This is a genomic window from Virgibacillus sediminis, from assembly GCF_042643265.1.
Taxonomy (GTDB): Bacteria; Bacillota; Bacilli; order Bacillales; family Amphibacillaceae; genus Virgibacillus_O; species Virgibacillus_O sediminis.
Genome location: NZ_JBHRRZ010000038.1, coordinates 26,053 through 47,288, shown reverse-complemented (window position 1 = coordinate 47,288; position 21,236 = coordinate 26,053). Strand labels below are relative to the sequence as shown.

Genomic DNA, 21,236 nt, shown 5'->3' with positions numbered 1-21,236 from the left:
CTTCTTTATGAAAAATAAGGGAGGTATGACAATGGGGGGAACGAATCGTTGTATATTATTGCGCTCTAGGCCGGATGGGATGCCATCGGGCGAAAACTTCGAATTGGTGGAAGAAGGAGTGCCCGAACCCGGCGAAGGGGAATTGGTGGTTCAGACCATCTATCTTTCCGTAGACCCTTATATGCGGGGGAGGATGACAGGAGTAAGGACATATATTTCTCCTTTTGAAACAGGGAAAGTACTGACAGGCGGAGTTGTCGGTAAAGTAGTTGAATCAAGGAACCCGGATTTCAAAGAGGGGGAAATTGTGACGGGCAATCTCTCATGGGCTGATTATTCCCTCTCTGATGGAAAGCATTTGCGGAAATTAGATCCGGAATCAGCTCCCATTTCCACTTCACTTGGCATTGTCGGGATGCCCGGACTCACCGCCTATTTCGGCTTACTTGACATCGGAAAGCCAAAGCCGGGCGAAACTGTGGTCATTTCCGGAGCGGCCGGAGCGGTAGGAACTGTTGCAGGGCAAATAGCCAAGCTATACGGATGCAAGGTGGTCGGCATCGCAGGCTCAAAGGAAAAAACATCCTATCTAAAAAAGGAGTTGGGATTTGATGCAGTAATCAATTATCAGAGAGAAGAGATTTCAAAAGCTGTAAAGCTGCATGCTGCCGAGGGAGTCGATATTTATTTTGATAATGTAGGAGGCCCCATCTCTGACAGTGTAATGAGGAGAATCAATTACAAAGCAAGGATCATTCTCTGTGGACAAATTTCACAGTATAATTTGAAAGAGCCGGAGAAAGGCCCCCGAGTTCAAGGACAATTGATTCAGCGAAGCGCCTTGATGCAGGGATTTATTGTCTCCGATTATGCTGACAGGCAGGAGGAAGGAATTAAGCAGCTTGGTCAGTGGGTAAGGGATGGGAAATTGAAATACAGAGAAAATATGGTAGAAGGACTAGAGAACGCCCCACAGGCTTTTATCGGTCTGTTTAATGGGGAGAATTTAGGTAAACAGCTGGTGAAAGTTTCGGAGGAGTAGAAAGGAGGTCCCGTCGGATGGCGATGCAAGAACCGAAATCAGCCAAACATGCAGAAAATCTGCTGCAAAAGTGCGGTCTGTATTCAGTTACACTGGACCTTCCTTTTCGACTCGACCATGTCAACTGTTTTATGGCCGAGGGATCAGATGGATGGACGGTAATTGATGCAGGTTTGCATAATGAAGAAACTCTAGCCAGGTGGAAGAAGGAATTGGCCGGCAGGGAAGTAGCTGAGATATTGGTCACCCACTACCATCCAGATCATTATGGGTTTGCGGGCCGGCTGCAGGAGTGGACCGGGGCAAGAGTCAGAATGTCCCGCACAGATGCCAATCTAGGCCTGCAAGCTTGGCGGCCGGAATTTATAAAGAAGTTGCAAGATAATTATATATTGGCGGGTATCCCTGGTGAAATGGGAAGAAGGATGGCAAATAACACGGAAAACTTCATCCCTCGGGTCACCCCATATCCCAAAGTGACTGATTTCCTTGAAGAAGGAGAGAAATTAGCCATAGGCCCTCATGATTATGAAGTTATTTTCACACCAGGGCATTCAGATGGATTGGTGACCTTCTTCAACAGGGAAGAAAATATCCTGCTTTCAACGGATCATATTCTGCCGAAGATAACACCTAATATCTCCTATTGGTTCCATGGAAATCCAGATCCACTCAAGTCCTATCTGGATTCTTTGAAGAAGATAAAGAGACTGGATGCTGAACTGGTAGTCCCTTCTCACGGCCTGCCTTTCTACGGGGCAAATGAGAGAATAGACGAAATCCAGAAGCATCATGGGAAGCGGTTGGAAGAAACCCTTGAATCGATAAGCTGCGGTGCCACTGTATATCAGGCGTGCTTGAAATTATTTCGAAAAGATCTCACCATCCATGAGATCCGGTTTGCGATAGGGGAGACGCTGTCACATTTGGAATACTTAAGGTATCAAGGGGAGTGTCAGCGTGAATGGAAGAATGGCAGTTACTGGTATTATGTATGATTCGAGACCATAAACAAGTTGTTTTTCTCCCTCCATTGGATGGGTATATACCGATAGATGGATAATTTTTAATGGAGGGACAAAAATGGCAGGTAATAATTTTGGAGATAAAGCAAAAGGGATGAAAGATAAGGTGAAAGGTATGGCCAAAGAAGAGATGGGCAGAGTGACAGGAAACCGCCGCAAAAAATCTGAAGGCATGGTGGAAAGAATGCAGGGAGAAGCAAAGGATGAACACGGCAACCAGAAAAAGAACCTTAACTCCTGGGAGAAGAAACGCAAGTCCGATTAGGAAAAAGGGGCAGCGCTGTACATACAGTGCTGCCCCTTTTTTCATGAGTGAAAGATTATAATGCTAGGTGATATTATATTCTTAAGCAGGCATCCGGCTCCAGTGGGGAGAAAGGGTGAATCCTCGGTGTTTCAGCCTTAATTTAGAAGGGAGAATGCCGAACATTTAGGTTAGCGGAGATAACTGCTGCGGAAATATGCTTCGCTTTCCGCGGGCGGCTGGTGAGCCACCTTGTGCTCCGCACTGCGGTGTCTCGCCTAGGCCTTTCCTCCCGCAGGAGTCTACGCATATTTCCTCCGCTGAAGAAGTGTTTCGTTCCCCCTCTAGGCCGAACAGTTTATTTGCGGCCCACCCTCTAATATATTACTCTGATTGTTCAAATGCATCTGGGTATATGATCGTATCAATTATTTCTCCTGATTCCGCATTTTCTACATTTATGGTGACCTCGTAGTCATCAGGGTCCACCCCATCCAATAACTGATAAAACATTCCGCTGAATCCCAGGCTGACTGCAGCAAACCCATCAAAGCTGTTTTCAAATGCTGCTTGGTCGACTACCATGGTGAATTCAGAAAAAGAATCATTGGAGGTTATATCCTGGATGGAAGGTAAATCCCCTGAACCAGCCATCTCTTCGATTGTGGCATTCATCTCGGATTTATATTCGTCCATTAGCTCTCTGTGCTTCCGCTTGGACATTTTATAAGTCAGCGAACCGTCATCATTCTCGATGACTTCATCGATTCCCATTTCCTCCGCTTCCGCAATGGTTTGCTCGATGCTCGTTACACCCTCGTTTGAGTCGAAGAAAGAGGCAGGAAAAGTAATTTCCACATTCAAAAGTCCTTCGTCTACTTCGACTGCTTCGTCCTCATTGGCAGAATCATTCCCGCTTCCGTCGTCAGCAACCACTTCTGAATTGGCCGCATCTCCATCCTCTGCTTCTTCCTGGGCGATATTCCCTTCTGCATCCGCCGGTTCCTCACTGCCGCATGCAGCCAATGCGAACAGGGAAATTAATACTATAAGTAAAAGCTTGTTCAAGGTTTCCAGCTCCCTATGTTTTTTACTATTGTACCATAAGACCAAGCTGGAAATAGTATGGTAGCCAGTTTTTATCGGACGGCAAAAAGCGGGTACAATAAATAGATTGTATCCGCTAACCGCTTCCTCTCAATACATTCTCCAGTTCATCGATTTGATCATTTGGAACCAATATATAGATGAGGTCGCCCTTCTGTAGTTCAACATTTCCATGCGGTGCTAAGGTGTCTCCATCCCGTAGAATGATGGCGATATTGGCTTTGGCTGGAAAGCCAGTTTCTTTGATCTTTTTTCCATTTACCGTTGTTGATTCATCCACCTTATATTCCAATAATTGGATATCCTGTTTTCCGACCGATAGGAAGTCCAACGAATGGAGAGGATTCAGTCCGGTTGGTTTGGCTACTTGGAGCTTATCGGCAATTAATGCCATGGTTGTTCCTTGGAAAATGGTTGAGGACAGAACGACAAAGAAAATAATATTGAAATATAACTGGCTATGCTCCAGGCCGGCGAGCATCGGAAACAGGGCAAGGACGATTGGCACAGCGCCGCGCAGCCCTGCCCAAGATAGGAACAGTTTTTCTTTCAGATTGAATTTCATGCCTGCGACAGAGATGAACGTTGCGACAGGCCGGGCAATAAACATGAGTATAAGAGACAGCAAAAGCCCCTGAACCATAATGTCCCATGTGAAAAGATCTCCTGGTACAACGAATAGGCCGAGGAAAAGGAACATAACAATCTGGGCAATCCAGCTGAATCCTTCATTAAATCTCAGGATGGTGTTCCGCTGTTTCAACCCGGTGTTCCCAATGACCAGGGCGGTGACGTAAACGGCTAATAAGCCACTTGCATTTGCTAGTGAGGCAGTGCTGTAGGCTAAAAAAGCAAATGAAAAGGCAAGCAGAGGATAAAGTCCGCTGGAGGCCAAGTGGATCCTATGTAGCCCTTTACTGCCGACCCAGCCGATCAACAGTCCAATCAGAAGCCCTCCGCCCATCTGCCATATGAATTGCCCAATAAGCCCCAAAATCCCTGCATTCTCACCACTGACAAACGAGATAAGGGTCACGGTCAAGAATACCGCCATCGGATCGTTGGCACCAGATTCCCCTTCCAAGGTTGCGTCCAGCCGATCATTGATATTTTTGCCGGAAAGCATGGCAAACACGGCGGCAGCATCCGTGGAACCCACGAGTGCCCCCATCAAGAATGATTCCGCCCAGCTTAGCCCAAAGATGAACTTTGCTGCAAGCCCGAGAATCATGGAAGTGAGGAATACACCTAAAGTAGCAAGAGAGATGGCAGGCATCGCCATCGGGCGTATGGTTCCCCAATTCGTCTTGATTCCGCCGTCAAACAGAATAACGACCAAAGCCATCATCCCGATAAGCTGGGCTATTTGCGGATCCCGGAATTGGACTAAATTAAATACATCTCCTCCGACCACCATGCCGATACCAATGAAAAAAATGAGGGAAGGCGCATTGATACGGGTGGAAAACTGTACTCCAAGGATGCTGATGATAAATATAAGTGAGATTGCCAAAATGAAAAAATTAGTATTGGTTAATTCTTCTGACATACGCAGACCTCCGGCAACAGAACAATTAAAGTGATGGTTTAATTACTATACCCGAAGTAAATATGCTAAACACCTACCTCAAGCCCATAGGCATTTTGTGGCTGGAATTGGAAATGGCCGTATATTTTCCCTTTTCTCGGGTAAGGTAGGAAAGGTTAATTGGTGGTATGAAAGGAGTGTTCTGATTGCGCGGAATGATTGCTGTCTTACTGTTCATCAGCTTTTTTGCCAGTGCAGGCTGGTTAGGGGGAGAAGCCCAAGCCCAGGTGGAAGAGAGAGAAGATACAACACATGAATGGGTGGAATCCAGTACGACTGAGGATATTATTCATGCTGACAGCCATGAGTATACCTATTGGAAAAATTTCCTTCGGGTAACCCGTACTTGTGAAATCTCCCATCGGGTGACTACTACTGTCTATTATTGTGATGCCCATAATCATACAAAATCGGAAACAAATCTGGATGAGATCATTCACAGTGGAAAGCACCGTTGATAAGCCTGCCAACATAAGCGGCAGGCTTATCAACGGTGCCCAAAAGAAAAAAAAGCCCTTTTTATAGCAAAAAGGGCACAAGAGCAAGATCTTTATCCACTTCTCATCTTTCAGGCAATGCTATTGCCTGGTGGAATTGGCACAGTCACGCTTACGAGTCCGATGCCGAGGTTTCCAGGGGCCATTCCCTCCACCTCTCTGGATAAGAAGGGTATGTAATTGGTTTATAAGTTACACGCTCTTTAAGGTTTTGTCAATACATTTTTCACAAAAGATGATGAATTTTTTAATTTTTCGCGAATCCCATAGCATATAGCGCCGCTGCTGTTGTATAATTGTCCATAACAACCAAGTTTTACGACGGAGGACAAGCAATGAAGACAGCATTCCTGCCTCTGTTTTTGGCAGTAACTATTCTGCTTGGAGGATGTATGAACCAGGCGTCTGCACGGGTAGTGGAAGATATGTACAATGCCGCCCTTGTAGGAAATGACGAATACATCAGGGGGATGTTTTCCCGTCATTACGAGGGTATAGATGAGCATTTGGATGAAGTAGTGGGGGAGCTGGCTTCTCAGGTTCAGCATATGCAGGGCGTGAAAAATATGAGCATTCAGCAGCTGCGTAAATTGCAGATCCAGTCGGGGGTCATTGGCCATCTGGATGAGAAATATGATGAAAACTGGTATCTGATTGTCGCCAGGCTCGATGATGACCAGGTAATCCTTTGGACAGTGAGGAAGGACGGCTATTATTTTATCGCTGGAAGCGAGGAAATGAGTAATGAGGAATATCAGGAGGAAATCCTCAAATAATACTCCTAAGTTTTATATGAGAGGCGCTCCATCCATCATATAGATAAGGGATGCCAATCGCATTTCGATTGGCATCCCTTTTATATTCGCACTTCAGTCGGCCGTATGCTGGTGAAGAAAGTAAAGCGGAATCTTTTTCATTTTCCCTTTGAAGTGAGATAATAGACAGGAATAAATGAAATGGAGGCTGGCCCATGAGAGTGAAAATGAACCGCAATGCCGCTAAAGAGCTTAAAAAAATTCTGGGAAGTGAAGAAGCGGAAGGAAAGATGATCCGCGTATATATTACGGAAAATCATGGCAATCACGCCCATTTTGGCATCAGCCTTGATACGCCGACCGAACATGATGAAGTAGTGGAGACAGATAAAGGTGTGGATATTCTGCTCGACAAGCGGGAAGAATTCCTCGATAATCTGTGGATCAAGTACTTCCATGTGGATGATAGGGGATTTGAAATCACGAATCTTACCACTGGCGCCCATCATCATTAATATACTAAAAGAGGAAGGTCCCTAATGGAGCCTTCCTCTTTCTGGTTCTTACTCTTCAATAAAGCTGGTATCTACCAATCCTGTCAGGTCTGGGGCTTCATCTAGAAACTCCAGATCATGGGAGGAGTTTGCAAAATCCTGCAGTACCTCTTCATCGATTTCATAAGTGAAGGTAATACGCTCCCATGCATTGTCAATTGCTGATGCGGACAACTCCTGGTCGGTGATGTCCTTGATCTTGTCAATGGCGATGGTTTTAGACTCTTCCGGATTTTCTTGGATAAACTCCGTGGCTTTTTTATGAGCGTCCACCAAGTTCTGGATTAATTCTGGATCTTCTTCAGCCAGGCGCTGAGAAGTTACAAACACAGCTGCTGGAAGGGTCTCCCCATAGGCTACATCCGGTGTATCAATGAGCACCTTTCCACTTCCTTTTTCTTCAATCACTGAAGCCCATGGTTCCGGAACCGTGGCAGCATCTACATTTCCCGTTGTGAACAAGCTATGATACGTTGCCGGTTCACCGGTAACATGCTTCATTTCCCCTTTGACACGGTCGGAAGTAAGTCCGTACTCTTCTTTCATCATAGTTTCGAACTGGACATCATGTGTGCATCCGACTCTTGGAGAGATGAATGTCTTTCCAGCAAGGTCTTCCGGGCTTTCGATATCTGCATCACTTCTTGCCATGATGACAGTACCGCCAGTAGATCCTGAGGCAACAATGTTAATCTCCGCTCCACTTGCATAGTGGTTCATTGCTGGCCCGGGGCCGACAAGTCCTCCTTCAATCTCGCCTGTTTCGATGGCCGTCATGAATGCCGAACCATCTGGGAAGTATTGATAATTCACCTGTGTGCCGTCAGGAAGGGTCTCCGAATAGAGATCTTTTTCTTCAGCTACCATTCCGGCAACATGGTTGATATTCGGAAAATACCCGATGGTTATTTCTTCGCCTTCCGCTTCTGCTGCACCTGATTCGCTGGATTGCTGTTCTCCGCTGCCGCAAGCTGTGAGCACCAGGCCAAGCAATAGAATCAGTGCACTGAATAGAAATTTTTTCATGTTTCTATCATCCTCTCACATAAATGTAATAGATTAGTATTCCTTTATTTAACAAGTCCCCATCGTTTCATTACGTTTTTCTCCAACTTCGAAAAGACCAGATTATCCACGACTGCCCCAATTACTCCAATAATAATAATGATAGCAATTACCTGGTCCATTCGTGCATAGTCTTGCGCATAGCTAAGCGTATATCCCAGCCCAGGGCCATTACTCAATAACTCACCAGCCATCAATGCTCTCCAACTGAATGCCCAGGCTAATCTGATACCACTCATGAAATAGGGAATGCCTGCCGGTACTTCCACTCGGTAAAACAGCTTTACGCCTGTTGTGCCCATCGTCCTTGCTGCCCGCACAAACTGAGGGGGTACGTTATGGATGGCTGAACGGACATTTAAGGCCATTACAAATGTTCCACCAAGCACCACAACGAAAATTACCGCGAATTCGGAAAAACCGAACAGCATGATTGCAAGTGGAACCCAGACAATGCTTGGGATGCTTTGCAGGGCGATCAAGTACATGCCCGCTGTTTCATCCGCCTGCTTGGATTTACCTAAAATTACACCTACTACGGTTCCAATCAGTATGGCCAATGACATTCCGGTAAACAAATGACGGAAACTGGCTCCTAGGGCAACAAGGAAGTCTCCATCTGCAAACCCTTCATATAATGCGACAGCTACTTTGGCTGGTGGCGGGAAGATAATTTCTTCAAAGATGCCCAACGCATACACCAGCTGCCAAAGTCCGATGATTACTGCTAAAAATAATATTCGTTTAATTGCTATATTCCACTTCATTGGACAGCTCTTCCTTTAACACTTTATTGATTTCTCCTTCGAGGAGGTCCATCACCTTTTTTTCCATATCAATGACTTCCTGATCGTCCCGCTTCCTTGGACGGGGCATATCAATGGAAAAGTCGGCAATAATTCGGCCCGGCCGTGTTCCCATTACGACGACCCGGTCTGATAGTTTTATAGCTTCATGGATACTGTGGGTGACAAATAGAATCGTTTTCTGTGTCTCCTGCCAGATTTTGACCAGTTCATCATGCAGGATATGTCTGGTCTGCTCATCAAGTGCTCCAAATGGTTCATCCATCAGCAGGACTTTGGGGTCCATTGCGAGCGCGCGTGCAATCGCCACCCGTTGTTGCATTCCACCTGAAAGCTCATAGATATAATGTTCTTTGAACTTGCTGAGCTGTACCATCTTCAGGAAGTGGTCGGCCCTTTCATTGGCTTCCTTCTTGCTCATCTTGCCTTTTAATGGAAAGGTGATATTATCACGCACATTAAGCCAAGGAAACAAGGAAGCCTGCTGGAAGACCATCCCTCGGTCAGGGCCCGGCTTTTTAATTTCCTCATCTTCCAGAGAGATGGAACCTTCTGTTGGATGTTCTAGACCGGCGACCATAGAAAGAAGGGTCGATTTGCCGCAGCCGGAAGGTCCAAGTATGGAAACGAATTGGTTTTCTGGGATGGACAGGTCGACTCCGGAGAAGACTTCGAATGATGATTGCTTTGTATCGTCGGTAAATACTTTTCCGACCTGGTTTAGTTGTAGAAACACCGGTCATTTCCCTCCTAACTCGCTAATTCCTATAAAAAAAGTAGGGTTTTTAGTTGTGTCTCATTATACGCACAGAATAACAAATTCGTCAACCTGTTACTATAATTAATCCAATCAATATGCTTGGTTATTTTGTCGGGGGAATAGTAAGCGTCAGCTTGGATGGCGGAAATGGCGGTCGAATATAAGTATGGCAGATTTCTGACATCGACCCTATCATTAGACAAACCGGCCCTGCATCGATACGATAAATGTAAGATAAGATTTTGAAAGGATGGTTGCTGTGAAAACTCTGATAGTCGGCGCGAATGGAAAGATTGGAAAACACCTGGTTCGTAAAATCGTAGAAGGCGGCCATGAGGCAAGAGCCATGATCAGGAAAGAAGAACAGGCCCCTTATTTCGAAGACCTCGGTGCTGAAACAGCAATAATTGATCTCGAGGACAGTGTAGATGAGATTCGCAAAGCTGCTGAAGGCGTAGACGCAGTCGTATTTACCGCGGGATCCGGCCCAAATACAGGAAAAGATAAGACGATACTGATCGATCTGGATGGCGCAGTAAAAACTGTGGAAGCAGCGCAGGCGGCAGGAGTGGAGCGCTTCGTACTTGTCAGCTCCTTTGATACGAGCAGGGAGGCTATTCAGGAATCTCCGTCGTCCTTCTCACCATATGTAGTCGCCAAACATTATGCGGACAAAGCACTGCGGGACAGCGGACTTCAATATACCATCGTCCATCCGGGCATCCTTACCAATGAGGAGGCAACAGGAAAAGTAGACGCAGCGGAAGTAGTCAACCGCGGGGAAGTGCCACGCGAAGACGTAGCAGAAGTCCTCTTCCAGACCTTGCAGACAGATTCCACCATCGGGAAGGAATTTCAGGTGGTAGGGGGAGAAACTCCTATTCATAAGGCAGTTCAGTCAATATAACGTTAAGAAGGCAGCTGATAGCAGGCTGCCGATCTTATAGCATTGGAAGTAAAACAGGCCCCGGCAGAACAGTTCCGTTCCGCGGGGCTTGTTACATGCTGTTTTCCTTTACATAGGCGGTGGGTGCCATTCCTGTATATCGTTTGAACACCTTGCTGAAGTAATTCACATCATTAAACCCGACCATCAGTGCTACATCCGTAACAGCTATCGTATCGCGTTCAAGGTACCATTTTGCTTCTTCTACCCGTTTCTGGTTTATAAATTCGGTCATGCTTACCCCGGTATCTTCCTTGAACTTCCTTGAAAGGTGGGAAGGAGTGATAAAGAGTTCGGCGGCCACCACCTCCAGTGACAGCTTTTCTCCCAAATTCAACTGGATAAAGTCAACGGCCTTCCGCACAATTGGCCTGTATTCGCCTGTGGAAAACTGTTGAACAAGGTCACAGTAATCTTCTGCCATCACCGCCATCAGTTTCTCCAAATTGTTGATCGTCACTGTCTTTTCAATCAATATAGCAAAACGTTCGGACATATTGTGCAGGTAGACAGGATGGACACCAGCCCGTTCAGCGGCAACACGGTAAAGTGTATTGGAAACAGATGCAATATTCTTGGCTGCCCGTACCGGATTGCCTGGGAGCCGGTCGGAAAAATCCATTATGCCTGAAAAAAAATTGATGGCCTGGTGGACGGCTTCCTTATCTCCTCTTTCAATATAGTGCATCAACTTGTTCTGCAGGTCATACCGCTTTTCAATAATCTGCTGGTTATCTTCAATATCTACTTGCAGGTGGGCAGGATCGAGAACAGGTTTCGGTGTGTCTGCTGTAAAATAATGTGCTTTTACTTGATGGTGTGCACACAGGTTTACGATTAATTCCCCAGTGTCTTTCAGTTCCACCTCACTTAGAAGGGGGAGCGATTGATAAAACTCCTCCAGTTGTTTCCGCTGGCCGATGGGCAGGTTATTGGCAGAAAAGATATCCTGCATCCGTTCAACTACGGAGAGTCCTGAAATGACTGGACCTGCCAGCAAGGTTCCCTGAAAAGCATTCCCCGTCCATAAGCCGACAGCGATGTATTCCAGGCCATAACTATTCTGGTAATGGTAGTAGGAGTTTTGGGGGAGACAGCGAACTGCTCGATTGATGTCCACCATTTCCTCGCTGAGGCGGTCGACGACAACAGGAAGAGAATGATTCACAAATCTGGCAGCTATTTTGCCGGACGTATCACAGAGCCATGAATCTATTTTTATTGCAGAGTGGATCATTCTGCATTTATCGATGAAATTTTGCTCATCGAATTCCATACTGTTTCTTCCTTTCTTTAAATAATACGCTGATTATAGCAAATTTTTACGAATTAGCACATAAAATTACGATTAATGTCAGGTGTTTTTCGGTAAAATAGAATAAAACCCTTACAAGAATATAAAGGTTTGATAATAATGGAACGCAGAAATGGAGGAAATAAATTATGTTATATCCAATAGCCACAGATAGCCGTGTTGTTCTAGATCTCAGTGGGATTTGGAATTTTATGCTGGAAGACGATAACCAGGAAGTTGATGTGAATCAGCCCCTGCCTACGACAGATTCCATGGCAGTGCCTGCATCTTTTAATGATCAGTCGGTTGCATCAGAAGTACGCCGGCATACAGGCTATGTTTGGTACGAAAAGGAATTCACCGTTGCAAAGGCGCTTCGCAATGAACGCCTGGTGCTCCGCTTCGGATCTGCTACACATGAGGCATGGGTCTATTTAAATGGTGAACTGCTTGTACATCATAAAGGCGGGTTCACGCCATTTGAGGCAGAAATGAATGACCTCTTGACAGAAGGCACCAACCGTCTGACAGTGCGGTTGAGCAATATTCTAGACTATACGACATTGCCTGTTGGCAACTATACCGAAAAGAAAGACGAAGACGGCAACCTTGTCCGGAATGTCGATGAGAACTTTGACTTCTTCAACTATGCGGGGCTCCATCGTCCTGTCCGCATTTATTCGACACCGTTCGATCGTATTGAAGATATCGTGATCGTGCCGGAAGTTGATCTGGACAATAAGAAAGCAGACGTGAAATTCTCTGTGAAAACAGGTGGAGAATTTGATGAAGTACGGGTAACCATCCTGGATGAAGATGGAAAGGAAGTTGCTCAAGCAGCAGGACAGGAAACCAGCGCTACCATCGATAACGTAAACCTTTGGCAGCCGCTTGATGCCTATCTCTATACGGCTAAAGTGGAAGGAATCAAGAATGGAGAAACAGTTGACGTATACAATGAGCCATTTGGTGTACGCAAGGTAGAAGTGAAAGAAGGAAAGTTCCTCTTCAATGGAGAGCCATTCTATTTCAAAGGTTTTGGTAAACACGAAGATACATTTGTACGTGGGCGCGGGCTGGATGAAGCATATAACGTGCTTGACCTGAATCTGATGAAAGATATGGGTGCGAACTCGCTCCGTACGTCCCATTATCCTTATTCCGAGGAAATGATGCGGCTTTGTGACCGTGAAGGGATCGTCGTTATCGATGAGACACCTGCAGTAGGCCTGATGGCATCTTTCAACTTCGATCTTTCCATGCTGGAAAAAGGTGCAGTAGATGACGGGACATGGGATAAAATGGATACAACAGAAGCACATGAGCAAGTGATCCGTGAACTGATTGACCGTGATAAGAACCACGCTTCTGTCGTAATGTGGTCTATTGCCAATGAGCCTGCATCTTATTCTAAAGGCGCCTATGAATACTTTAAGCCGCTATTCGATCTGGCACGTGAGCTGGACCCGCAGAACCGTCCGTTGACGTTTGTAAATATCATGCTTGCGAAGCCGAAAGCAGACTTGTGTGCAGATCTTGTTGATGTGATTGCCCTCAACCGTTATTATGGCTGGTATGTAAACACAGGTGACTTGGATGAAGGGGAAAAAGGTACACGTGAAGAGCTGCTCGAATGGCAGGAAAAGTATCCGGAAAAACCGATGATGTACACAGAATATGGTGCAGATACGGTTGCTGGAATGCACAGCATGTATCATGAGCCGTTCAGTGAAGAGTACCAGGAAGACTACTACCGGATGAACAGTAAGGTCTTTGATGAAATTCCTAATTTCATTGGTGAACAGCTGTGGAATTTTGCGGATTTCCAGACAAAGTTTGGCATTATGCGGGTTCAAGGGAATAAGAAAGGTATATTCACTCGTGCAAGGGAACCTAAAAGGGTTGTCCGTTATCTTAGTGAGCGTTGGAACAGTATTCCGCATCTGGGATATAAAAAGTAAGTTTTATATGCAAAACCCTTGAAGTATAGTAATACTTCAAGGGTTTTTATTTTGGAAACAAATGCTCACAGAAATTTTGTCTAGTGGAGATACTCGCTGCGGAAATATGCTCCGCTTTTCCGCGGGCGGCTGGTGAGCCATCTTGTGCTTCGCACTGCGCTGTCTCGCCTTGGCCTGTCCTCCCGCAGGAGTCTGCGCATATTTCCTCCGCTGATTCAGTATTGTCCCCCATGCTGGTTAAATAGGAAAGTTATGCCCGAACCTCTTATTTAGGTAGAGAATCAAGTATGAGCATTAAAGTTTCTGGCCGTAGTATCTGTCGAGGCTGAAGCCTCTTCCCATAATCTCGGAAGCATTGAGAAAGATCACAAAGGATTCCGGTTCCTCTTGTTGCAGGAGTTTTTTCAGCTGGACAGCTTCCGGCTGTTCCGTTACACAGAGGATCATTGTCTTTTCTTCCCTGGAATAGCCGCCGACAGTTCGAACTTTAGTCAAACCACGGTCGATTTTGTCACGGATCAGTGCTTGGACCTTTTCCTCTTCATCGGTAATGATCATTACCAGTTTGGTGGCAGATGTCCGCAATTGGACGATATCGATGACCTTGCTGCATATATAGATGGCCATCAGTGCAAACAGAGTTAGTTCTAGACTGAATACAATGATTGAGCCTGCTACAACAAGTCCATCCACAAGCAGTTGGGAATAACCACTGGAGATGCCGGTGAACTTCTTGACGATTTGAGCAATAGCCGCAGTACCGCCTGTCGAGCCGTTACCTTTGTATACAATTCCCAACCCGATACCAAGTACAATACCGCCATAGACGGCGCCAAGCAGCGGATTGGTGATGGAGAAAGGGATATCCGCCGTCAGGTAGATGACAAAAGGGACCCAGAAAGTTCCTAGAAGTGTCTTCCAGCTGAAGTCGCGTCCCATGGCAATCCAGCCGACGATGAACAACGGGATGTTGATGGCGAACTGGACGAGGGCCGGACTGAGCGCATATAGTTCAAATAGTATGGTGCTTACACCTGAAATGCCGCCTGCTGCCAGCCTGGCGGGCAGCAGGAACATGTTATAGGATAAGGCCACAATCGTAGCCCCGAAGATAATATATACATACTCCAGCAAAGGCTGGTCGATTTTGTAACGCAATCCCATCATTATGCAGTCCCTTCTGAAGTTCGTGTGATGCCTGTTTCATTCTACCATATCGGCTTCTTCCCTGCCGCCTGTTTTGAGGAATCTTTTGCAATGGGGTAATATAGTGGTATATAAGCTGAATGGAGGGTAATGCATGATAAGTAGTTTGAATGATAAAGTCAAGCTGAATAATGGCGTGGAAATGCCAGCGTTCGGCCTGGGTGTCTATAAGGTGGAAGATGGGGAGGTGACCATCAGCTCTGTGAGAACAGCCATCGAAAATGGGTATAGAAGCATTGATACAGCAGCGTTCTATGGGAATGAGCGTGGTGTAGGACAGGCCATCAGAGAGAGCAGTGTGCCACGTGAGGAATTATTCATCACCACCAAGGTATGGAATGACCAGCAGGGCTATGATGAGACACTACAAGCATTTGAGGAAAGCCTGAGCAAGCTTGGTCTCGACTATCTGGACCTTTATCTGATCCATTGGCCTGTCACTGGCATGTATAAGGATACGTGGAAGGCGATGGAGAAGCTGTATGAAGAAGGACGGGTGCGCGCTATCGGTGTTTGTAATTTCCATGAACAGCACTTGAACGACCTCCTGCCCGAATGCACGGTGAAGCCGGCCATCAACCAAGTGGAATATCACCCACACCTTACCCAGGAAAAGCTGATGGAATACTGTGACCGAGAAGGTATCCAGCTCGAGGCATGGTCGCCATTGAAACGCGGTGAGATTTTCGATGAACCGATCTTGCAGGAAGTGGCTGAGAAACATGGGAAAACAGTGGCACAGGTTGTTCTTCGCTGGGATTTGCAGAATGGCGTGATCACCATTCCGAAATCCACCAAGGAACATCGCATCAAAGAAAATGCCGACATCTTTGATTTTTCATTAAGTGATGAGGATATGGAAAGAATCAACAGCCTTAATAAAGATGACAGAGTCGGAAGCAGCCCAGATAAATACCCGGTAGAATGACAGCTGAAGACGTATGGAGGGAAGACGTTTAATGAGAGTGCTGGATACACATTGTGATGCACTAATGAAGCTGCAGGTGGAAAAAAGAGGGGTCCATTATGGAAGGACACCGCTGGATTTCCAGAATGCCGATATGCTGGATACAAATTTGAAGCGGCTTAGACAGGGCAAAGTCGGAACCCAGTTTTTCGCCATTTTTATTGAGCCGGATATCCCAATGGAAGAGAAGTGGCAGCATGCATTGGAACAGTTGGATTTATTTCATACAGAAGTTCTTGATAAAAATCCCCAAATGAAACAGGTTCGCAGCTGGGCCGACTTGAATACGTTAAAGGAAGATGAAATTGGCGCAGTGCTTACCCTTGAAGGGGCAGATCCGATCGGCAATGACCTTGGCAAATTGCGGCATCTGTACCGCGCCGGAGTCCTTGCCATTGGTCTGACATGGAACCATGCCAATCTCTGTGCAGATGGAGTCCATGAGCCGAGGGGCGGGGGATTGACACTGCTCGGCAAAGAGGTGGTGCATCTTAATAATCAGCACCAGGTGTTGACAGATGTTGCCCATTCTACGGTCCGGGGATTCTGGGATATATTGGAGCTGGCAGATTACCCATTTGCCAGTCACTCCAATGCCAGAGCGGTATGCGACCACCCGCGAAACCTTTATGATGACCAATTGCAGGCACTTATCGAGAAGGACGGAATGATCCATGTCGTTTTTCATCCGGAATTTATTTCCGATAGAAAGGAAACAGTGGAAATCAGTGATCTTCTCCGGCATATCGATCATATATGTTCCCTCGGCGGTGTGCGCCATATCGGCTTTGGTTCGGATTTCGACGGCATTGACAGGTATGTGAACCAGCTGGAAAATGCCGCAGCCTATCAAAATCTGATCAATGAATTATTGAAGCATTACCCGGAAGAGCAAGTACGTGGATTTGCCGGACAGAATTTTTTGGATCACATGCCGAAATAGGTGAATGAATCAAAACTGTATTCCCATTTAGCAGGATCATGGGGATACAGTTTTTTTTGTGCGGAAAAGTTGGGGATTTTACGTATTATTCCATGTCCGAGCAGGAGTAGCCCGTCCAGCTTTTCCCTTAATTGCCTAGAACTCCAGATTACCGGTGCAATGCGTCCTATCCTCGATGTACTGAGCAGAGTCAGTCCGCACCCGAAAGGATCTTTGCGCATAGCCTTCCTATACTAAACTTCCTTCTTTAGGCATATACATCTAACATCCACATAGATAAGTTTTGATTGTTTAGGGGGGAAGCCATGGAGGGATGGAAAATTCGACTGTTCGCTTCTACTGCCCAAGGGTGTCCACCACCGGTCAGGGGAGCAAACAGAGCGCGCGCTGATCCATTTAGTTTAAGCAGTTTCTACCTATAAAACTACTGCATAGTTTAGATCCTATCGATTATAAAACCTGTAGGAATGGAGGTAGGAAAATGAGTGATCAGAAACTGCTGAAAATCCTTGGAAGAAAAGATACACTCGCATTGGCATTTGGGGCGATGATTGGCTGGGGCTGGGTGGTTACTACTGGACTCTGGATTACCGAGGCTGGATCATTAGGTGCGATTCTTGCTTTTGCCATTGGCGGCTTGTTGGTATTGGTGGTAAGTCTCACTTATGCGGAATTATCCTCAGCTCTACCGCTAGCCGGGGGAGAGCATGTATATACGTACAAAGCTATGGGGAGAACCGCCTCGTTTATTGCCACATGGGCCATTATTCTAGGATATATCTCGGTAGTTGCCTTTGAAGCGGTGGCTCTGCCGACCGTATTTGAATACCTGGCCCCCAATTACAGTCAAGGATACTTGTACACGATTGCTGGCTGGGATGTAACCGCCACTTGGGTGGGGGTAGGAATGATTGGTTCGCTATTTATAGCTTGGATCAATTATAGGGGAATCAAGCTTTCCACTGCAATTACATTTATCCTCACGTTGCTGATCCTTATTGCCGGGCTCTTACTGATAACAGGAAGTACGGTTGCCGGTAATACTGAGAACATGCAGCCCTTTTTTGAGAATGGCATGGCCGGTCTATTGGCTGTAGTGATCATGACCCCGTTCATGTTCGTCGGTTTTGATGTAATTCCGCAGGCGGCGGAAGAAATCAATCTTCCAAAGAAGCGGATTGGCCAGCTACTCGTATTTTCCGTAGTACTTGCAATCATCTGGTATATTGCTGTTATCTTCGGTGTGTCAAGGGTCATGAGCCCTGCTGAATTAGGAGGCTCGGAATTAGTGACAGCGGATGCAATGGCAGCAGCATTCGGGGGGAGCCAGTTCATGGGCAACCTCTTGGTTTTAGGAGGTATTGGCGGTATCCTGACAAGCTGGATCGGCTTCTATGTCGGCGGCAGCAGAGCAATTTTCGCACTGGCAAGAGCTGGAATGCTGCCGAAGAGCCTTGGTGAACTGCATCCGAAATACCGGACACCACATAAAGCCATTCTGCTTATTGGCGTATTTTCCACTGCAGCACCCCTGCTAGGCCGACCCGCTCTGGTCTGGCTTGTCGATGCAGGCGGACTCGGATTGGTGGTGGCATGGCTGATGGTGGCGGCTTCTTTCATCATTCTCCGAAAAAAGGACCCGGGGATGAACCGTCCGTTCAAACTTGCCGGCGGTGCTGCCATCGGCTGGATAGCTGTAGTGATGGCAGGCGGTGTCACACTTTTATATATGCCGGGAATGCCATCAGCCCTTATTTGGCCATATGAATGGCTGATTATTCTTCTTTGGATTGCCCTGGGATTTGTTTTATACCGGCTGTCGATCGCTCGATATGGGAAAGCCTATGCGGATGAGCATATGAAAAATGAGATTGACCGGATTACCTGATTATATGGAATAAGGTTCCCGTATCGGGGGACCTTTTTATTATCCACATAAAAAAATAACGGAATTTTCTATTAATATATTGACAGCAAGGCTGGGGAGACACTACACTATAAAAAAGGAATTGTCGACAATCGACACAACGCACCCATATCAGATCACCTATTATGTCCACTAATGATCCTCTATTGCCTATTTATTGAAAGAACCCGTCAACGTACGAAGCAGTGTTTCATACAATGTATAAACGGCTCAGCTGGTGGTACTGAAATAAAAAAAGAGGGGAAGGGATGTGTATGTTAACATTTTCCGTTTCTGAGTTTCAGGAAAGGATTGCGAAAACAAAGGAACGCATGGCTGCAGAGGGGATGGATATTCTGCTGGTTACAGATCCAGCGAATATGAATTATCTTACCGGCTATGATGCATGGTCCTTTTATGTCCACCAGCTGTTGGTCGTTATGATTGATGAGGACCAGCCGTACTGGATAGGACGGGGGTTGGACGCCAATGCTGCAAGATACACAACCTGGTTGGATGAAGAGCATATACTTCCCTATGCCGACCACTATGTGCAGTCGACTATAAGGCATCCAATGGATTTTGTGTCAGATTTTATTCGAAGCAAAAAGAGCGGGAACCAACTGATCGGTGTCGAACTTGATGCTTATTATTTCACTGCCCAGTGCTATATCCATTTAGCGCATGGGTTGCCGGATTCCCGGTTCAAGGATGCCACTAATTTGGTAAATCGCATCCGCATCGTTAAGTCAGACCAGGAAATTGCCTATATGAGGAAAGCTGCGAAAATCTCAGAGAAAGCTATGCAGGCGGCATTTGAAACCTTGAATGAAGGTGTACGGCAAAGCGAGGTAGCTGCAGCCATCAGCCATGCGCAAATCATTGGAACAGAAGAATTTGGCGGAGATTACCCATCGATTGTTCCAATGCTGCCAACGGGGGAGAAAACATCCGCCTGCCACCTGACTTGGACAGACGAGACCTTCTCTGAAGGAGAACCTGTAATCATTGAACTGGCCGGATGCTATAAACGCTATCATTCTCCGTTGGCCCGTACGGCAGTCGTCGGGATGCCAAGCGAAGAAGTATATCAACTAAGTGAAGTTGTCATTGCAGGCATCCAGGCTGCTTTGGAAGCGGTTAAACCAGGAACTGCCTGTGAAGAGATCGAGCAGGCCTGGAGAAAAGAAATTACCAAGCATGGCCTGAAAAAGGAATCCCGCATCGGTTATTCTGTAGGACTGAACTATCCGCCTGATTGGGGAGAGCATACAGCAAGCCTCCGTCCGGGCGATAGAACGATCCTGGAACCGAATATGACCTTTCATATGATACCGACCATTGACCTTGGCCATATCGGCATGGAAATCAGTGAATCTTTCCGTGTCACTGAAGACGGCTATGAAACGCTGGCCAAATTTCCGCGGGAATTGCTGATAAAGCCCAATGCCCGGCTTGCCTGAATAGCTGCAGGAAATAACGCCGGAGCAGTTGAAACACTAAACCCCGAAGTCCTGCCATCCCCACAGCAAAAAAAAGCCGTACCCTGTCAAGTGTACGGCTTTTAGCTTTACCCTTTATCTTCCCATACTTCTGCGTTAATCATTGTCGGCGGTTTTTCGCCGGCCAATCCGGCCCTCAGGTTCTTTGCAGCCAGATCGGACATAGCCAGTTCGGTTTCCCAAGTGGACGAGCCTATATGCGGGGTGGTTACAGCATTCTTCATTCCAAGCAGTGGATTATCCAAGTCCATCGGCTCCTTCTCGAATACATCCAGTCCGCACCCGGCAATTTCCCCCTTCTTCAAGGCCTCGATCAGATCGCTTTCTATAATGGTTTTCCCCCGGGATCCATTAATGAATATGGCCGTGTTCTTCATCAGGCCGAATTCCCTTTTGCCAATCATACCCTCTGTCTCCGGTGTCAACGGTGTGATCAGGCAGACGAAGTCGGATTCTCCGAGGAGCTGGTCAAAATCCCGGTAGACTGCATCAAATCGTTCTTCGGCTTCCGGCTTTCTTCTTCGGCTATGGTAGATAATATCCATGTCAAAGCCGAAGCGGGCCCGCTGTGCAATCGCAGCTCCAATTTTCCCCATACCGATGATTCCCAGTGTCTTGTGGTGGACATCTATTCCGTAATGTTCTGGGCCAAGCGGTTCCGTCCAATTGCCGCTCTTTACTTTATTGTCCAGCTCGGGGATCCGCCTGGCCGCACTGATGATCAAACCGAACACTGTATCTGCCACCGTATCGGTCAGAATATCGGGTGTGTTGGTGGCAATAATGTTTCTTTCCGTCAGCTCGGAGATATCCAGGTTATCATAGCCGACCGAGACGTTGCTGACGATTTTCAGGTTTGGTGCACGGTCCAATAGTTGTTTGGTGACAGGCAGGGCCAGCCCGATAATTCCTTCAGCTTCCCCCAGCCATTCAAGGAATTCCGGGTCTTTGTCCACGTCAATATTTTTAAAAAAGCGGACATCGAATTCTTTTTCCAATTGATCCAATACCGGCTTTTCCACCCGGTTGTAGGCGAGTACTTTCTTCTTCAATATTCATCCCCCTTGT

20 protein-coding genes and 1 riboswitch are annotated in these 21,236 nt (G+C 46.6%); of the genes, 12 read left to right on the top strand and 8 right to left on the bottom strand.

Features of this window, described 5'->3' with window-relative positions; all coding sequences use genetic code 11:
• Positions 1 to 31 precede the first annotated feature (31 nt).
• The 3 genes from ACFODW_RS15125 (at position 32) to ACFODW_RS15115 (ending at position 2,332) form a co-directional block, all read left to right on the top strand.
• Complete coding sequence (locus ACFODW_RS15125) at positions 32 to 1,042, top strand: NADP-dependent oxidoreductase (RefSeq protein WP_390307745.1); 1,011 nt, start codon at positions 32 to 34, stop codon at positions 1,040 to 1,042.
• 17 nt (positions 1,043 to 1,059) lie between these two features.
• Positions 1,060 to 2,040, top strand: coding sequence for an MBL fold metallo-hydrolase (locus ACFODW_RS15120; protein ID WP_390307625.1), 981 nt, complete (start codon positions 1,060 to 1,062; stop codon positions 2,038 to 2,040).
• Positions 2,041 to 2,125: 85 nt separating this feature from the next.
• The gene (locus ACFODW_RS15115) at positions 2,126 to 2,332 is read left to right on the top strand and encodes a CsbD family protein (RefSeq protein WP_390307624.1); all 207 of its coding nucleotides are present in this window, start codon (positions 2,126 to 2,128) and stop codon (positions 2,330 to 2,332) included.
• A gap of 363 nt (positions 2,333 to 2,695) precedes the next feature.
• Here ACFODW_RS15115 and ACFODW_RS15110 read toward each other — a convergent pair whose 3' ends face one another.
• Together ACFODW_RS15110 and ACFODW_RS15105 are read right to left on the bottom strand one after the other, a co-directional pair.
• Positions 2,696 to 3,379, bottom strand: a complete 684-nt coding sequence (locus ACFODW_RS15110) for a hypothetical protein (protein WP_390307623.1) — start codon at positions 3,377 to 3,379, stop codon at positions 2,696 to 2,698.
• A 115-nt stretch (positions 3,380 to 3,494) separates the two neighbouring features.
• Positions 3,495 to 4,967, bottom strand: a complete 1,473-nt coding sequence (locus ACFODW_RS15105; protein WP_390307622.1) for a potassium/proton antiporter — start codon at positions 4,965 to 4,967, stop codon at positions 3,495 to 3,497.
• A 185-nt stretch (positions 4,968 to 5,152) separates the two neighbouring features.
• Here ACFODW_RS15105 and ACFODW_RS15100 point away from each other — a divergent pair, with 185 nt between their 5' ends.
• The 3 genes from ACFODW_RS15100 (at position 5,153) to ACFODW_RS15090 (ending at position 6,773) form a co-directional block, all read left to right on the top strand.
• Entirely contained in the window at positions 5,153 to 5,464 is a 312-nt protein-coding gene (locus ACFODW_RS15100) for a hypothetical protein (protein ID WP_390307621.1), read from the top strand.
• A 100-nt stretch (positions 5,465 to 5,564) separates the two neighbouring features.
• Positions 5,565 to 5,673, bottom strand: a riboswitch (SAM riboswitch).
• 165 nt (positions 5,674 to 5,838) lie between these two features.
• Positions 5,839 to 6,279, top strand: a complete 441-nt coding sequence (locus ACFODW_RS15095) for a hypothetical protein (protein ID WP_390307620.1) — start codon at positions 5,839 to 5,841, stop codon at positions 6,277 to 6,279.
• 194 nt (positions 6,280 to 6,473) lie between these two features.
• A complete protein-coding gene (locus ACFODW_RS15090; protein ID WP_390307619.1) occupies positions 6,474 to 6,773 on the top strand; it encodes an iron-sulfur cluster assembly accessory protein in 300 nt (99 codons plus the stop codon).
• Between the two features lie 48 nt (positions 6,774 to 6,821).
• Here the strand turns inward: ACFODW_RS15090 and ACFODW_RS15085 are convergent, their stop codons facing one another.
• The 3 genes from ACFODW_RS15085 to ACFODW_RS15075 are packed head-to-tail and all read right to left on the bottom strand — an operon-like array spanning position 6,822 to position 9,419.
• Entirely contained in the window at positions 6,822 to 7,838 is a 1,017-nt protein-coding gene (locus tag ACFODW_RS15085) for an aliphatic sulfonate ABC transporter substrate-binding protein (protein ID WP_390307618.1), read from the bottom strand.
• A gap of 44 nt (positions 7,839 to 7,882) precedes the next feature.
• The gene (locus ACFODW_RS15080) at positions 7,883 to 8,644 is read right to left on the bottom strand and encodes an ABC transporter permease (RefSeq protein WP_390307617.1); all 762 of its coding nucleotides are present in this window, start codon (positions 8,642 to 8,644) and stop codon (positions 7,883 to 7,885) included.
• The gene (locus ACFODW_RS15075) at positions 8,622 to 9,419 is read right to left on the bottom strand and encodes an ABC transporter ATP-binding protein (RefSeq protein ID WP_390307616.1); all 798 of its coding nucleotides are present in this window, start codon (positions 9,417 to 9,419) and stop codon (positions 8,622 to 8,624) included. The genes ACFODW_RS15080 and ACFODW_RS15075 overlap by 23 nt, the downstream gene beginning before the upstream one ends.
• Positions 9,420 to 9,693: 274 nt before the next feature.
• On the opposite strand from ACFODW_RS15075, the gene ACFODW_RS15070 reads away from it, so the two are divergent.
• Entirely contained in the window at positions 9,694 to 10,350 is a 657-nt protein-coding gene (locus ACFODW_RS15070) for an SDR family oxidoreductase (RefSeq protein WP_390307615.1), read from the top strand.
• 91 nt (positions 10,351 to 10,441) lie between these two features.
• Here ACFODW_RS15070 and ACFODW_RS15065 read toward each other — a convergent pair whose 3' ends face one another.
• Entirely contained in the window at positions 10,442 to 11,665 is a 1,224-nt protein-coding gene (locus tag ACFODW_RS15065; protein WP_390307614.1) for a helix-turn-helix transcriptional regulator, read from the bottom strand.
• A 167-nt stretch (positions 11,666 to 11,832) separates the two neighbouring features.
• Between ACFODW_RS15065 and uidA the strand changes: the two genes are divergently transcribed.
• Positions 11,833 to 13,644 carry a beta-glucuronidase gene (gene uidA, locus ACFODW_RS15060; protein WP_390307613.1) on the top strand — a complete coding sequence of 604 codons (1,812 nt, stop codon included), beginning with the start codon at positions 11,833 to 11,835 and terminating at the stop codon, positions 13,642 to 13,644.
• Positions 13,645 to 13,938: 294 nt separating this feature from the next.
• Here the strand turns inward: uidA and ACFODW_RS15055 are convergent, their stop codons facing one another.
• A complete protein-coding gene (locus tag ACFODW_RS15055; protein WP_390307612.1) occupies positions 13,939 to 14,811 on the bottom strand; it encodes a YitT family protein in 873 nt (290 codons plus the stop codon).
• A gap of 133 nt (positions 14,812 to 14,944) precedes the next feature.
• Here ACFODW_RS15055 and ACFODW_RS15050 point away from each other — a divergent pair, with 133 nt between their 5' ends.
• The 4 genes from ACFODW_RS15050 to ACFODW_RS15035 all read left to right on the top strand — a co-directional run bounded on the left by ACFODW_RS15050 (position 14,945) and on the right by ACFODW_RS15035 (position 20,129).
• Complete coding sequence (locus tag ACFODW_RS15050) at positions 14,945 to 15,778, top strand: aldo/keto reductase (RefSeq protein WP_390307611.1); 834 nt, start codon at positions 14,945 to 14,947, stop codon at positions 15,776 to 15,778.
• A gap of 31 nt (positions 15,779 to 15,809) precedes the next feature.
• Positions 15,810 to 16,760, top strand: coding sequence for a dipeptidase (locus ACFODW_RS15045; RefSeq protein ID WP_390307610.1), 951 nt, complete (start codon positions 15,810 to 15,812; stop codon positions 16,758 to 16,760).
• 481 nt (positions 16,761 to 17,241) lie between these two features.
• Entirely contained in the window at positions 17,242 to 18,648 is a 1,407-nt protein-coding gene (locus tag ACFODW_RS15040; protein ID WP_390307609.1) for an APC family permease, read from the top strand.
• 293 nt (positions 18,649 to 18,941) lie between these two features.
• Entirely contained in the window at positions 18,942 to 20,129 is a 1,188-nt protein-coding gene (locus tag ACFODW_RS15035; protein WP_390307608.1) for a M24 family metallopeptidase, read from the top strand.
• A gap of 107 nt (positions 20,130 to 20,236) precedes the next feature.
• On the opposite strand, the gene ACFODW_RS15030 is transcribed toward ACFODW_RS15035, so the two are convergent.
• Positions 20,237 to 21,220 (bottom strand): 2-hydroxyacid dehydrogenase, encoded by a 984-nt coding sequence (locus ACFODW_RS15030; RefSeq protein ID WP_390307607.1) that lies wholly within the window; start codon positions 21,218 to 21,220, stop codon positions 20,237 to 20,239.
• Positions 21,221 to 21,236: the final 16 nt, after the last annotated feature.

What these genes read in the sequence shown, in the direction of transcription:
- ACFODW_RS15125 (WP_390307745.1), top strand. Translation starts at nt 32, where the DNA reads ATGGGGGGAACGAATCGTTGTATATTATTGCGCTCTAGGCCGGATGGG.
- ACFODW_RS15120 (WP_390307625.1), top strand. Translation starts at nt 1,060, where the DNA reads ATGGCGATGCAAGAACCGAAATCAGCCAAACATGCAGAAAATCTGCTG.
- ACFODW_RS15115 (WP_390307624.1), top strand. Translation starts at nt 2,126, where the DNA reads ATGGCAGGTAATAATTTTGGAGATAAAGCAAAAGGGATGAAAGATAAG.
- ACFODW_RS15105 (WP_390307622.1), bottom strand. Translation starts at nt 4,967, where the DNA reads ATGTCAGAAGAATTAACCAATACTAATTTTTTCATTTTGGCAATCTCA.
- ACFODW_RS15095 (WP_390307620.1), top strand. Translation starts at nt 5,839, where the DNA reads ATGAAGACAGCATTCCTGCCTCTGTTTTTGGCAGTAACTATTCTGCTT.
- ACFODW_RS15090 (WP_390307619.1), top strand. Translation starts at nt 6,474, where the DNA reads ATGAGAGTGAAAATGAACCGCAATGCCGCTAAAGAGCTTAAAAAAATT.
- ACFODW_RS15085 (WP_390307618.1), bottom strand. Translation starts at nt 7,838, where the DNA reads ATGAAAAAATTTCTATTCAGTGCACTGATTCTATTGCTTGGCCTGGTG.
- ACFODW_RS15080 (WP_390307617.1), bottom strand. Translation starts at nt 8,644, where the DNA reads ATGAAGTGGAATATAGCAATTAAACGAATATTATTTTTAGCAGTAATC.
- ACFODW_RS15070 (WP_390307615.1), top strand. Translation starts at nt 9,694, where the DNA reads ATGGTTGCTGTGAAAACTCTGATAGTCGGCGCGAATGGAAAGATTGGA.
- ACFODW_RS15065 (WP_390307614.1), bottom strand. Translation starts at nt 11,665, where the DNA reads ATGGAATTCGATGAGCAAAATTTCATCGATAAATGCAGAATGATCCAC.
- uidA (WP_390307613.1), top strand. Translation starts at nt 11,833, where the DNA reads ATGTTATATCCAATAGCCACAGATAGCCGTGTTGTTCTAGATCTCAGT.
- ACFODW_RS15055 (WP_390307612.1), bottom strand. Translation starts at nt 14,811, where the DNA reads ATGATGGGATTGCGTTACAAAATCGACCAGCCTTTGCTGGAGTATGTA.
- ACFODW_RS15050 (WP_390307611.1), top strand. Translation starts at nt 14,945, where the DNA reads ATGATAAGTAGTTTGAATGATAAAGTCAAGCTGAATAATGGCGTGGAA.
- ACFODW_RS15045 (WP_390307610.1), top strand. Translation starts at nt 15,810, where the DNA reads ATGAGAGTGCTGGATACACATTGTGATGCACTAATGAAGCTGCAGGTG.
- ACFODW_RS15040 (WP_390307609.1), top strand. Translation starts at nt 17,242, where the DNA reads ATGAGTGATCAGAAACTGCTGAAAATCCTTGGAAGAAAAGATACACTC.
- ACFODW_RS15035 (WP_390307608.1), top strand. Translation starts at nt 18,942, where the DNA reads ATGTTAACATTTTCCGTTTCTGAGTTTCAGGAAAGGATTGCGAAAACA.